15 protein-coding genes and 1 tRNA gene are annotated in these 13,031 nt (G+C 38.4%); 10 read left to right on the top strand and 6 right to left on the bottom strand.

The window, feature by feature from the left end; all coding sequences use genetic code 11:
* Positions 1 to 40: 40 nt before the first annotated feature.
* Positions 41 to 499, bottom strand: coding sequence for a hypothetical protein (locus ACPPVU_RS22435; RefSeq protein ID WP_426668968.1), 459 nt, complete (start codon positions 497 to 499; stop codon positions 41 to 43).
* Positions 496 to 687: a hypothetical protein gene (locus tag ACPPVU_RS22430; RefSeq protein ID WP_426668967.1), complete on the bottom strand. Its 192-nt coding sequence runs from the start codon at positions 685 to 687 to the stop codon at positions 496 to 498. The genes ACPPVU_RS22435 and ACPPVU_RS22430 overlap by 4 nt, the downstream gene beginning before the upstream one ends.
* 120 nt (positions 688 to 807) lie before the next feature.
* On the opposite strand from ACPPVU_RS22430, the gene murB reads away from it, so the two are divergent.
* The 3 genes from murB to ACPPVU_RS22415 all read left to right on the top strand — a co-directional run bounded on the left by murB (position 808) and on the right by ACPPVU_RS22415 (position 3,017).
* Positions 808 to 1,827, top strand: coding sequence for a UDP-N-acetylmuramate dehydrogenase (gene murB, locus ACPPVU_RS22425; RefSeq protein ID WP_426672219.1), 1,020 nt, complete (start codon positions 808 to 810; stop codon positions 1,825 to 1,827).
* 254 nt (positions 1,828 to 2,081) lie between these two features.
* On the top strand, positions 2,082 to 2,618 hold the full coding sequence (locus ACPPVU_RS22420) for an RNA polymerase sigma factor (protein ID WP_426668966.1): 537 nt from the start codon (positions 2,082 to 2,084) through the stop codon (positions 2,616 to 2,618).
* Positions 2,619 to 2,780: 162 nt separating this feature from the next.
* Positions 2,781 to 3,017: a cytochrome b5 domain-containing protein gene (locus tag ACPPVU_RS22415; RefSeq protein WP_426668965.1), complete on the top strand. Its 237-nt coding sequence runs from the start codon at positions 2,781 to 2,783 to the stop codon at positions 3,015 to 3,017.
* Positions 3,018 to 3,075: 58 nt separating this feature from the next.
* Here the strand turns inward: ACPPVU_RS22415 and ACPPVU_RS22410 are convergent, their stop codons facing one another.
* Positions 3,076 to 3,993 carry a PfkB family carbohydrate kinase gene (locus tag ACPPVU_RS22410; RefSeq protein ID WP_426668964.1) on the bottom strand — a complete coding sequence of 306 codons (918 nt, stop codon included), beginning with the start codon at positions 3,991 to 3,993 and terminating at the stop codon, positions 3,076 to 3,078.
* 256 nt (positions 3,994 to 4,249) lie between these two features.
* Between ACPPVU_RS22410 and ACPPVU_RS22405 the strand changes: the two genes are divergently transcribed.
* The 7 genes from ACPPVU_RS22405 (at position 4,250) to ACPPVU_RS22375 (ending at position 10,547) form a co-directional block, all read left to right on the top strand.
* Positions 4,250 to 4,323: transfer RNA gene (locus tag ACPPVU_RS22405), tRNA-Asn, on the top strand.
* Positions 4,324 to 4,562: 239 nt separating this feature from the next.
* Positions 4,563 to 5,603, top strand: a complete 1,041-nt coding sequence (locus ACPPVU_RS22400; protein ID WP_426668963.1) for a hypothetical protein — start codon at positions 4,563 to 4,565, stop codon at positions 5,601 to 5,603.
* Between the two features lie 98 nt (positions 5,604 to 5,701).
* Positions 5,702 to 6,049, top strand: a complete 348-nt coding sequence (locus ACPPVU_RS22395; protein WP_426668962.1) for a helix-turn-helix domain-containing protein — start codon at positions 5,702 to 5,704, stop codon at positions 6,047 to 6,049.
* A gap of 205 nt (positions 6,050 to 6,254) precedes the next feature.
* On the top strand, positions 6,255 to 6,629 hold the full coding sequence (locus ACPPVU_RS22390) for a plasmid mobilization protein (RefSeq protein ID WP_426668961.1): 375 nt from the start codon (positions 6,255 to 6,257) through the stop codon (positions 6,627 to 6,629).
* The gene (locus ACPPVU_RS22385; protein WP_426668960.1) at positions 6,626 to 7,513 is read left to right on the top strand and encodes a relaxase/mobilization nuclease domain-containing protein; all 888 of its coding nucleotides are present in this window, start codon (positions 6,626 to 6,628) and stop codon (positions 7,511 to 7,513) included. Before ACPPVU_RS22390 ends, ACPPVU_RS22385 begins: the two co-directional genes overlap by 4 nt.
* Positions 7,510 to 8,136, top strand: a complete 627-nt coding sequence (locus ACPPVU_RS22380; RefSeq protein WP_426668959.1) for a hypothetical protein — start codon at positions 7,510 to 7,512, stop codon at positions 8,134 to 8,136. Before ACPPVU_RS22385 ends, ACPPVU_RS22380 begins: the two co-directional genes overlap by 4 nt.
* Positions 8,137 to 8,642: 506 nt before the next feature.
* Positions 8,643 to 10,547, top strand: a complete 1,905-nt coding sequence (locus tag ACPPVU_RS22375) for a carboxypeptidase-like regulatory domain-containing protein (protein WP_426668958.1) — start codon at positions 8,643 to 8,645, stop codon at positions 10,545 to 10,547.
* A gap of 348 nt (positions 10,548 to 10,895) precedes the next feature.
* Here the strand turns inward: ACPPVU_RS22375 and ACPPVU_RS22370 are convergent, their stop codons facing one another.
* Genes ACPPVU_RS22370 through ACPPVU_RS22360 form a run of 3 tightly spaced genes read right to left on the bottom strand, consistent with a single transcriptional unit; the run spans position 10,896 to position 12,979 of the window.
* A complete protein-coding gene (locus ACPPVU_RS22370) occupies positions 10,896 to 11,348 on the bottom strand; it encodes a helix-turn-helix domain-containing protein (RefSeq protein ID WP_426668957.1) in 453 nt (150 codons plus the stop codon).
* Position 11,349: 1 nt separating this feature from the next.
* Entirely contained in the window at positions 11,350 to 11,682 is a 333-nt protein-coding gene (locus ACPPVU_RS22365) for a type II toxin-antitoxin system HigB family toxin (RefSeq protein WP_426668956.1), read from the bottom strand.
* 49 nt (positions 11,683 to 11,731) lie between these two features.
* The gene (locus ACPPVU_RS22360) at positions 11,732 to 12,979 is read right to left on the bottom strand and encodes a tyrosine-type recombinase/integrase (RefSeq protein ID WP_426668955.1); all 1,248 of its coding nucleotides are present in this window, start codon (positions 12,977 to 12,979) and stop codon (positions 11,732 to 11,734) included.
* Between the last annotated feature and the right edge of the window lie 52 nt (positions 12,980 to 13,031).

The following is a 13,031-nucleotide window of genomic DNA, read 5'->3' as shown; positions in this document are numbered from 1 at the left end:
CCAAATACAGGAAAACGCATCCCTTAAAAATTTTAACACTTTAAAGTTTTTTCTTGAGCTTTTTCAACGAATTAACATCCGTTAAATCCTGTTGACGGCCGCTGCTAGTTTTATTTTTTATCAAATCATCCAATCCGATATAATTTATCATTAGTCCATCAATATCAATAATTGATTTATGGTCGTAGGCATCTTTAAAGTCTACACCGTCAATTTCATTCAAAATATCTATACGTAATGGGGGATACCCTATTTGGGTAATTATTCCTTTTTTCAAAAAGTCTTCTTTCTGCATTCCTAAAGATGCCATACCAAATTCGTTAATAGCTTTACACATCCTTTCGGCATTGTCATTTGATATTTCAATCCATATATCGAGGTCGCCTGTGTGTCGGGGTTTTCCATGAAAGGCTAATGCATATCCATCAACAATCATGTAGCTAACATGGTGTTTGTTCAATAAAGCGACAAAGTCTTCGAAATCCTGCTCCAGGTTCATGGATGAAGTTTTCTTTTAACTACCATAGTTTTATCCATTCTTTGCCCGGGCTTAAGGCTTTTTGATATGAGTTGAGTTACTGCAGCCATCCGTTCGTGCGCAGGCCTGGATAACCAATATTGCATGTCTTCTAGCTCTTCGTCAATATCTTTTAGTACTGCTTTTCTTACTACAGGTATTATTTTCATGATATAATCAACTATGTAAATATACGATTTTTCACTAGTATGATTGATTGACAGTCATCATCCTAAACAAACTCAATTAAATTTCCGAAATTCACCCCGATATAACGCTGAATGAACTCCATGCTCCAAATACAGGAAAACGTATCCCTTAAAAACTTTAACACTTTTGGTATCGATGCTTCGGCAAAATATTTTGTCGAGATCAATCGCGAAGAAGAATTGACCGAACTGTTTATGGACCCGCAATGGCTGCAAGTGGAGCGATTGGTGCTCGGCGGGGGGAGCAATGTGCTTTTCGTAAAGAATTTTGACGGATTGGTTATCCGGATGAATATCCGTGGTATTGAGCATCGCATCAATCACGAAGAGGTTTTTGTGGAAGCAGGTGCTGGTGAGGTTTGGAACGACCTGGTTAATTATTGTGTCGATAGGCAATATGCCGGTATCGAGAACCTGAGCCTGATCCCCGGATCGGTTGGCGCATCGCCGATACAAAATATCGGAGCCTATGGTGTCGAGTTGAAAGATGTGTTCCGCAGTTGCCGTGCTTTTGAAATTGCTACCGGCGAGTTTAAGAACTTTACTAAAGAGGACTGCTGCTTTGGTTATCGCGATAGTGTGTTTAAGAATGAATTGAAAAACAAGTACATTATTTTATCTGTAAAGTTCCGTTTGTCGCTTATTCCAAATATCAATCTAAAATATGGCGCGATAGAGCAGGAACTGGCTAACCGCAATATCAGTGAGCCTACTATTAAAGATGTATCCCGGGTGGTATCCCATATACGTGTATCTAAATTGCCAGACCCATCAACCATTGGTAACGCAGGAAGTTTTTTCAAGAACCCGGTTATATCTTCGGAGCAGTTTCAGCAATTGCAATCAAAATTTCCTGAAGTAGTAAATTATCCGGCTGGTGACGGGCTTGTAAAATTGGCCGCCGGATGGCTTATCGAGCAGTGCGGATGGAAGGGAAAAGTGGTCGGTCACACAGGAACCTGGAAGAATCAGGCCCTCGTTTTGGTCAATCACGGAGGTGCAACGGGCGAAGAAGTGTACAGTCTTTCGTCGCAAATCATAGACAGTGTGTACACTAAATTTGGCGTTTCGCTGAAACGCGAGGTGAATGTTATTAGTTAATTTTATTTCATAATAATTAATAATAGGCCCTCTTAATAGGCCCTAAAAAAAGCTTTCTACCTTACTTTTCCATGACGAAAAGCTTGCTATTCTATGACTAAACGACTGTTTTTCAGGATGTTTATTAATTTATTTCTTTTCTTGCGCGATTGCGCTTCGCTGTGATCTTTTACCGGCATGTTTAAGGTATATAAACGGCCGTTTTAGAAAACGGTATCATGTTTGTCTTATCCTGTGTACAAAACTTAACAAGAATGACAACAATCGAGTTTAACACCATGGTACTGCGTCAGGCAACTTCACTGAGGTCATATGCACTTCACTTTACCCGAGACGCAGATGATGCTAACGACCTTGTTCAGGATACAATGTTGAAGGCCATAACTTATTACAATAAGTTTAAAGAAGGAACTAATTTGAAAGGATGGTTATATACGATCATGAAAAACACTTTCATTAACAACTATCGCCGTTTTGTTAAAATGAGCACTTTTGTTACCAAGTCCGAAGAGATATCTTCAGCCAACTTGGTTTTCAGTTCAACAAAAAACAGTGGTGAGTCCAAATTTGTGATGGATGATATCAAAAAAGCATTGGATAGATTGCCGGATGACTATTATGTACCATTCACCATGTACTTTGAGGGACATAAATATCACGAAATAGCTGATCACCTCAGTATCCCTATCGGTACTGTAAAAACAAGAATACACGTCGCACGCAAGCTTTTGAAGAAAAACCTGAAAGCTTATGATAACGGAATCAAGAAGCCTGTGTACGCCGAAGACTAATTTATTATTTGACAACTCCATATATACTACCAAAGAACCTGCTACGGCAGGTTCTTTGGTTTTTAGGGGATTTTAGTTCTGGCTTGTTATTCAACAACGCCAATAATTTTACCTAAAAACTCTAACTTTGAAGGCAAAGCCCTAATGTAATATAAACATTTTATGAGTGACCTGCCTGTTTACAGCCGTGCCCAATTAGCCTTACGTAACGGACAGGATAAACCCGAAGTATGGATAGCTTATAAAGGTTTGATATATGATGTAAGCCGAAGCCGCTTATGGCGCAATGGTAAACACTATGAACATTGGGCAGGGCAGGATCTCACTCACGAATTAGCTGATGCTCCGCACGATGAATGGGTATTCGATCATTTTGATCCGATAGGAAAGTTGATTTAAAGTCGGAAGGCTGATGTCAGGTGTCAGAATAAGATTTCTGACACCTGATGCCTACAGTTTATAAAATTTCAAACTTAGATAAGCTAACAAATTGCGCTATTCTTGCGTCGATTTCCTGTTTTGTTAGATTTTTCAATTTTTCAGTTCCGAACGTTTCTACACAGAATGAAGCTAATGCCGAACCATAGATAATCGCATTTTTCATGTTAGTAAAATTTACTTCACCAACTTTAGCCATATAACCGATAAATCCGCCGGCAAAGGTATCGCCAGCGCCTGTAGGGTCAAACACATCTTCAAGCGGCAGGGCTGGGGCCGCAAATATTTTTCCCTCACCGAATAATAAAGCACCGTGTTCGCCTTTTTTTATGATAAGATATTTTGGGCCCATTGATAAGATCTTATTGGCAGCTTTAACCAACGAGTATTCGCCAGATAGCTGACGTGCTTCGGCATCATTAATAGTTAATACGTCAATCAATTTTATGGTTTCCAGCAGATCATTCAATGCAATATCCATCCAAAAGTTCATGGTATCCATTACGATCAACTTAGGACGTTTCTTCAATCTTTTAATGGCAGTTTGCTGTGTAGACGGAGCCAAATTGGCCAGCATCAGGTATTCACAGTCCTGGTACGCCTCTGGTATTATGGGGTCAAAATCTTCCAATACATTTAAGCCGGTTTCTAAAGTGTCGCGACTATTCATATCGGTATGATATTTACCAGACCAATAAAAATTCAGCCGTTCTTCATCGACCTGAAGTCCTTCGGTATCGATATGATGATTATGCCATACACCAATTTCTGATTTAGGAAAATTTTTCCCGATGATGCCCACCAGTTTTACCTTGTCATAAAAGTAAGAGGCAGCGAGACAAGCAAACGGTGCAGCGCCGCCTACAATTTTATCAGCTTTACCAAATGGGGTTTCAATGTCATCAAGGGCTACAGAACCAATAACTATTAAGCTCATTAAAAGAGGGTTTTAATTTTTTTGTCGCAAATATTGTGAAATTAACCCGGAAATAAAGCTTTTCTGTAACCGTGATAAAAAATATGCTGTTAACCTGCCAGATAGATATACTCTCATTAAAAATATTTTCAGGCCGGGGAAAACTCAAAATCAGCCATTTATGTCAAATGAGTAAAAAATGAAAATATTTTTTGTACAATCATTGCGAAATTATCTCAGAAATCATACTTTTGCACACTCCAAACCGGAAAATGATTCCTGAGTAGCTCAGCCGGTTAGAGCATCTGACTGTTAATCAGAGGGTCGCTGGTTCGAGCCCAGCCTCAGGAGCCTGAAAATCAATGATTTAACCCCACTCTGGCGAGTGGGGTTTTTTTATTTGCAGAAAATTTGCAGAAAAAAGACCAAAATAGATACAAACAACATTTTGCATAACTTTGCTGTTATACAGGCATTAAGCTTATAATAGCTGATTTTAACTGGCTTGTTCATGCTTTAAAAATGCACGATTACGTTCCTTTAAAGGAATCTGACTATAGTAAAAGGCTTAATTTCACTACAATCAAGTTATGCAGCATCTAAAAGAATTTCTGATCCGCATCCAAACTTTCAATCTACGGGTTATCGAGGATAATATTCAACTGGAATCGGGAACGAATGAAAAGAAGCGTGTAAAAGCTTATGACTTGACCTATGAAACTCAATATTATGACTCCTTTTCCTATAGAAGCGAACTAAGAGTATTAAAGGACATGGCCTTAATAGACCTGCTGACCTTAAACAAAGAGCGTATCCTACTCCAACTGGCCGAATTATCCAAAGTCCGCAAACGCTTTAAGGAGTTTTGGGGTAATTACCACCAGCATTATTCGGAGATGAATCTGGTTTATCACCGCTCTTTCATTATTACCGTCCGACTGGAATATTTATTTATTGTCAACAACCTGCAACCTGATAGTGCTGATATAGAAGTAACCGCGAAGTTTGCTGAAGATCTGGGTGATTCTGTTAAGCTTCGGGAAAAATTCCTGATGGAATTAATACACGATACTGAAAACTCAACTAAGGAGAAACGTGAAAATTTTGATCTTGAGAAATTAATACAAGCCAAACTGCAATCAAAAGAACAAATTGAAGCGGCAGAACTTGAAATATCAGAGGCGACAGTAATACCCGAAGAACTGCCAACTTCATTCAAAATAATCAGCCGATACCCGACATTTAAGGAGGGCGTAGCCTTGCAATTGCTGGACTTGTTTAATGGCTACTTTATCCCCGAAGATTATCCTAAACTTGAAAAATTGCTGTTAACGGATATAGTTCCCGAAAGGCCTTTAGTATTCCGGGGTTTTGCCAACCAGTTGGCCGATGCTTTCAAACAACTCTATGATGCAAATCTGATCGTTGGTTGCCTGATGGTAGATTTGGAAAAATGGATAGCCCCTAAGTTTGTGTATTTAGCCAACCAGCCTGAACCAAAAGAACTAACAGAGGGGTACCTGAACAGCCTAATGTCAACTAAGACCCGACCCTGCAAATCCCCTATCTTGAAAATTGAACTAAAAGAGGATAAATTTCTTATTCTGCCAGCAGCTCGTAACAAAAGATAACAAAAAATGAGGGGGTTACTGTAAGGTTACGCCTTACCTACTTGTAACCCTACAAAGCACCTCCCTAACATTGCAGCATTAAACAAAATTAATGTGCAATGGAAACAATCACTTTTGATCAATTACCCCAAGCGGTAAGTAAACTACAGGATAAACTGGAAAGTATCGAACAGCTTTTACTTCGGCAGCAGGAACAGCAGCCGAGTTTGGAAGAGCTGATGCCTATCACTCAGGCCGCCCAATTTTTAGACTTGGCAGTGCCAACCGTGTACAGTAAAGTATGTCGTAAAGAAATTCCTGTAAACAAGCGAGGCAAGCGGCTATACTTCTATCGATCCGAATTAACTGAATGGATTAAGTCTGGTAGGAAGAAGACAGCAGATGAGATCAGAGAAGAAGCGGTACAACAGTTGGGTATTTCTCGAAAAGGGTCTAAGACTATTTAGGTAAATAAGCATTTCCGGCTTTAGCCGAAATCAAAATCAAACCGACAGAAGAGCCATAAATCCCCGATACTTCGTATCGGGATACCACGACGGGCGTTAGCCCGGATGTGGGAGCCAGCTATGTTTTGGTGTTACCAAAACTTGCTGGCCCCATTCATGCTATCGCATTCATGGGGGGATTTTTAAGACAGGAAAGGATTTAAAGATGTTTGAAAAGCCAAAAAATAACAAAGGCGGCAGGCCGCCAAAAGAAATAAAGCGATTGCGAACACTTTCCGTTAAGTGTTCCTTTTTTGAGGGGATGCAGATTGAGAACAAGGCTAAACAGGTTGGTTTAAGCGTATCGGAATACTTGCGGGAAATGGGCTTGAAAGGAGCGGTAAAAATCAGGGTTAAAACTTTGAATCGAGAGGTATTACAGTTAACTGGAACACTAAACCACATAGCCGCCAATCTTAACCAGATCGCTAAAAAGCGAAATAGCTTTGATGAATTAAGCGTACTTGAACGTGCAAGGCTCAACCAGCAAAGTACAAACCTGCAACAGGTAGTTACGGATATTAAGGCCTATTTACAATGATTGGTAAGATAAGCACAGGTAAAAGTTTCCGGGGATGTTTGAACTACTTGCATGAAGGCAGATTACAACAGAGTAAAGCTTTGCAGGAAATAGAACAGGAGAAAAAGCAGGCGCAGGTTATTTGTTATAATCAATGCTTCGGTAATAAAAAAGAATTAATACAGCAGTTCAATGACGTGCGGTATTTAAACCCAAAGCTATCTAAACCAGTACTACATGCCTCTTTAAGCTTTGCCCATTCAGACCAGTTAACTAACCAGGATAAAATTAACATTGGTAAGCAGATGGCCAAAGACTTTGGATTTGAAAATAACCAGTATGTGGTTATAGAGCATTCCGACCAGCAGCACCAGCATTTACATGTTGTGGCTAATAGGGTTGGTTATGATGCCAAAACGGTTTCCGATAGCAACAACTATAAACGGATGGCAAACTTTTGCCGAAGTATGGAAAAGAAGCATCAATTGGAACAAGTGCTTAGCCCACGTAAGTTTCTGTCTAAAGAAGAAAGGATGTTGCCACGTCAGGACATTCGTAAAGACGTATTAAAAGAGGCTATTGCTAAATTCTTAAAGCAATCCACAACAATGAAAGAATTTCAGAATAAGATTACTGCAAAAGGTTATGAAGTCGAATTGGGCAGGGGTATCGCTTTTACAGATGCGCAAGCGGTCAGGTTTAAAGGCAGTCAGGTTGGTTATCCATTATTGAAAATTGAAAAGCAATTGGCACAAAACAGGCAGATGCAGCAAGAGGAACAACAAAAGCCAAGCCTGGCTCAACAACTCAGGGAAACGATTTTAAGATCGCAAAAAGAAGAACAATTGAAAAAACAACAAGAGGATAAACAGGAAATTAAACAATCGGGAGGATTTAGATTATGATAAACGAAACAAATTTTAATTCAGTGATGGAGGATTTTACCAAGGAATTACAGGCTGTAAAAGAGGTGGTTAAAGTATTACCTGCAAAAGTTGATGAACTATATAAAAAAGTAGATGGCTTTAAAAGCAAGATAGAGAACATACAGGTAACAGCGCCCGCGCCGGAATTATTACCAGTACACAATATTGTGGCTGATGGTTTTACCACCATAAAAAATGCTGTACAAAGGCAGCTTAATGACCTATTCACCAAAAACCGCATACTGGTATTGCCGGAGGATAGCGGTAAAAGCTTTTTAAAGATTATGGGCAAACGTTTTATGATTTTAACAGCCCTGGCCTTAACGGTTTGCATTATCTGCTGGTTTGGTTTCCGTTATTGGTATATGAATAACGAAAATACCCGATACCGTAATTCGTGGTACTGGAATTATATTAAACAGAATAAAATAGGCAAACAGGATATGGTTAACGACCTTGATAGTTTTAAGATAGCCGATATTAATAGTTATAGGACGGACAGCATAGAAAGATATCAAAAAGAACAGGTAACGGAATTGCGCATTAAACAACTTGAAAGAGAAGCGGATAGTTTGAAAGCATTAAAAAACCAGCCTAATTGATAAAAGCCCCCCATTCAGGCAAAGCAGGTTCATACATGACACGGCAAGAGTGAAGCTTCGCAACACACTTGCCCTTGCCCCGCCCACAAATAAAAACATCCTCATTTCACCGCGTCCGGCAAAGTTAGCGACCGGCGGATTGAAAGTTCAAGGCTATATAAACGAAGCAGCGTTGTTTGTTTTTTAGCGGTGCTTCGGCCTTGACCTTTCATCCGCCTTGCGCTTTTGGTGCGTTTATTAATGGTAAACATGTTAATTAATTCTCAATATATTTCTCCTATCTAAAATTACCAATTGATACGATCATTCATGAAATATGATCACATAAGAAATAGTGGAATTTGAAATAACAAAAAGTTAAATTATGTTAATTAACATATTGCCAGTTATTTAACGGCTAAATCCTTTGTTTCTTTACTTTATTAATGCTTACATTTATTATTTAGAAACTCACACTCATGACCTTATCAAATTTGCTCACTAAAAAGCGTTTAAATATTTTCCTTATGATAAATCTATCTGTGTACACGGCCTTTGGTCAAACAGATATAGAAAAAAAATCTAAAGGCATATATCGTGTTGGTTATCGTGAGTATAAATTAAAAGATACTTCAAGAAAATATAAACCAGGAGTTAGTAAAGAAAACGCTCTTTTCTTTCGACCTGTAGAAATGGATGTATGGTATCCGGCTAAAGTAAGTTCAAATAATTCCCCTTTGGCCTTTCGCTTTTTCGTGTCCTTAAATGAAAGAAGGGCTAACAGTTTTCAAGATAGTATAAAATATAACGGATTAACCGATGAGTTGATGCAACATTTCACTATTGCTGACAAAAACTCAAGTGGCTATTCAAAAACAATGAGCTACCCTAATGCAGAAGAAATAAAAGGTAGGTTTCCCCTAATTATTTACATGGCAGCCTATAATGGCATGAGTTATGAAAACGTTCCCCTGTTTGAAACTTTGGCAAGTAATGGTTATATCGTAATATCCATCAGTTCAATAGGCCGTTATCCAGGCAACATGACCACAAAGTACCCCGATGTACTTGAGCAGGTTAAAGATGCTGATTTTGCGGTGCGACACATGGACAACAAAAATATCGATACATCAAAAATTGGTTTGATCGGTTACAGTTATGGAGGGCTGGCCGGGATATTATTATCCATGCATAACCAATCTGTAAAAGCCATGCTTTCACTTGATGGGTCAGAAATGCACGCTTATGGTGAAGATAAAGAAGGGGATAAAGACTTTAACGAAATAAGAAAAAACAAATACTTTGTCCCCTCGGCATTGCAATTGCCATATGCTTATCTGGGAAGTGATAATAAGGACAATGACGGAGCTGCCGATAGTATTTATAGGTTACCAATACCAAATGGTATAAAAAATCGATACACCAGATTGCTCAATGCCGAACATGAGGATTTTAGTTGCCTTGCAAATTTCGGGGCGGTTGGCAATAAACAAATTTATCAACTGGTAAATAAATTGACTCTTGATTACTTTAGTCAGTATTTAGGTGATAAAAAAACAGCATTTGATAATACAGTAGGGGCTGTATTATCAGAACATACGGGAGCAACTACATTTAACAAGGCTCTATTAAAAATCACAGGTGCATCAGGTCGCATCTTGCTAAAAGGTAAAATCGTAGCAGCGGAAAGTAATAATAGGCCTGTATCTTATGCAAGTTTAGGTATTCCGGCAGGCGATAACGGTACTGTAGCAGATAGCGCCGGAATTTTTTCGCTATCGGTAGATGGAGCGTTAGCTAATGATATTGTCCGCATATCATCATTGGGCTATCAATCAAAAAGCTTTACGGTGAAGGAACTATCATCACTTTTATCAAGTCAATCCGTAATTACACTTAATAAACAGGAAAATCAATTACAGGAAGTTGTTATACAAGCGAAAAAAGTTCGTGTCAAAACAGTGGGTAACACCAGTAAATCAAAATTTTTTAGCGTTGGCTTTCCTTTAAAAGATCTTGGAAGTGAGGTAGGAGTAAAAGTCTCATTAGGAAAAAGAAATATGCTGTTACGCTCATTTAATTTCAATATCTCCTATCTGCGACTTGATAGTGCCACTTTCAGGTTTAATATTTATGCTATTAAAAACGGCATTCCATCGGAAAACCTACTAAAACAAAATATATTAATAGCTATTGGCAATAATGCTGGGAATTATAAAATAGACCTGACCCCTTACAGGCTTTTATTAAAAGGAGAAGTATTAATTTCATTGGAATGGATAGCAGGAAAAACATTATCTCAACATGGGAACGTGCAATTTTCAGCAGGATTACTCGCATCAAGCTATCATCGAAAAACTACCGAAGCTAAGTGGGTGCAATTTAAAGGGCTTGGAGCTGGGTTTAATTTGCAGGTACAGGAAGTTAAATGAAAGAATTTAAGAATCAATCTTAACGGCAGAGCCGATACATTACTATTCCATGCGTTTTTAACAATTCCATATTCACCACACCAGCGAAGATAGCCCACCGCCGGGATAAAAAGTAAAGGCTATACAAGCGGGCAGTTGTGTTTTGTTTTTTAGCGGCTTACCCGGCCTTGACTATTTACCCGGCTTGCGCTGTTGGTTGCTTAAGCGGTAAATAAGGAATGGGTGTTCATTAGCTTTCTGCGGAGTAACTGGCATACCGGCTAATTAGAGCAAATAGGTGTTTACCTTTTGTGTAACGATAAGACCCATTTTTTAGGTCTTATCATTACATAAGAAGTAAAGTATATTCTATTTAGCGTATTGGAGTTGTTTTGTCGTATTCATTACACTGGCATTACGCAGGTGTGAGTTTACAGGGGAAACCAATTTATATGGGCGGTTAAATGCTTCCTGTCTTACTTTGAAATAGTCAGCTAACTTTCTTATTACTTCTTTAGATAATCCCTTTTTATAATTCAAAATATCAGATACATAGCTTTTGCCAATTCCTAATATATCTGTCATATCTTGCGATTTCAAATGATGATCTTGCATAAATGAGCGTAGCAAAGTAATTGGGTCAGTTTCCTTAAATGTATTATGTTCCTCGTCGTACTTTTCAATTAGCAGCGTCAATAGATCGACTTCATCCTGTAGGGGCTCATTATTTTCTTGGGTAAGTAAAACTTCCAGTTGATTACAATATTGTTCGTATTGATTTTTGTTCCTGATGATGGTATATTTTATTGTGGTTGCTTCCATGTTAATAAAGATTAATTGTGTATTGGTCACCCTGTTTGCAAATCTTATCGTATTCCGCATGTGTTCCCATCCAACAGATAAATAAATGTGCCTGTTTTATCCCAAAAACATATTTGCAGATCATTCGGTAATTATTCCCGGCAATATCAAAAACAACCCGGCTACTACTTTTACCTAACAGGTCAGCAGTGTTATAGGTCTGTTTCATATCACCAGGCTGCTCCCAGTCTGCAAGCTTTAGTTTTTCTGTCCAGTCTTCAAGTGAAGTTTTACTTCTTGGGTGCTTGTGTGCAAAATCTTCTAAAGTTTGTTTTTTGATCAGATGGACTTTCATTTTCTCAAACAAAGATAAGTATAAGTTCACAAAAAGTGAACTTTAAAAATTATTTCTCTAAAAAATCCATGAGCTTTTCTGCCATATTCTTTTTGGCCACATTTTCAAAGCCTTTCCAATAGTTTTGTGTCGTGTTCATGGTAGTATGTCCTAAAGCTTCCTGCGCAAATTCCAAGCCCATTGTACGGGTAGCCTGTGTAGTAAACGAATGCCTGGCCACCATTGTACCTAACTTAAATGACAAGCTTAACTGATCGACCAGCTTCTGCATGTGCTGGTTAACAAAGCGGATAAAATTTTGATTAACCCGATGCCGCTCTTTGGCCGACATACTTGCCTGGAATATAGGAAATACATAATCATTAGGCTTGTCTTTTTTGTTGGCATACTTTTCAATGAAATTTTTGATATAGCTGGTCAAGGGGACAACGATAGGTGTCGGGTCTTCCTTTGTGGTATTTTTTGTCTTATGCCTTAAAAATGAAAAATAGGTATCATGGATATCTTTAAATTTTAGTTCTGCAATATCCCTGAAATTCATGCCGTTACATTGGTAACTAAAAAACCAGAAATCCCTGGCCTTTTCCATAAAGCTATCTTTAGCAACATCCGCAGTGTACAAAGCGTTCAGATCAGATGTTTCAAGCGCCTTTTTTACATTTTTGCCGTTCGGGATTTTATAGGTTTTAAAGGGATATAGTTCGGGGGAAACATCACCGGCGGCAATAGCTTTATTAAATATCGCTCTTAAATTTCGCATATAAATACCAACGGTGGTTTTGGAATTATTTTTAGATACCATCCATTGCTCATATTTATTTAAAACATCCACTGAAAGGGCGGCAAAAGAAATATGTGTAACTGGATTTTTTTTACCCTCACTTAAATAAGCAGTAATTGATCTAATGCTGCAATCGTAACTGGAGGCCGTTCCGATCTGTTCGTTTTTATCCAGCACTTTTACATAGGCTGCAAAATGCTCAATTACATTAGTGGTGCTTGCTTTAGAGCGGAACATTTTACGCTCGAATTTTTCAAAAGTAAAATTGTCGCCCAAGTCTTTAGCCAGGTCAGCGGCTTTTTGTATAATGGCATCCAACTCAATTTTAAGTTCTTTATGTTCACCTCTTGGCTTGACAGCCAAATAGGATTGTTCAAACTGCTCATTGCTTAGCTTGTGATCCGTCTTATACCACCGTTCCATTTTTGCGGTAAAATAAACGTGTAATTTCAAAGGATAAGCGCCGCTTTTTAACGCCCGCCTGGTATCTAAGTATAAAGAAACTTCTGCTTTCATGGTTTTAATAATTTAATGTATAAATTTGCAGAAACAAATAAAATATAAGCAT

It is taken from the genome of Mucilaginibacter sp. McL0603 (assembly GCF_049992945.1).
GTDB lineage: Bacteria > Bacteroidota > Bacteroidia > Sphingobacteriales > Sphingobacteriaceae > Mucilaginibacter.
This window is presented reverse-complemented; position numbering and strand designations above follow the sequence as displayed.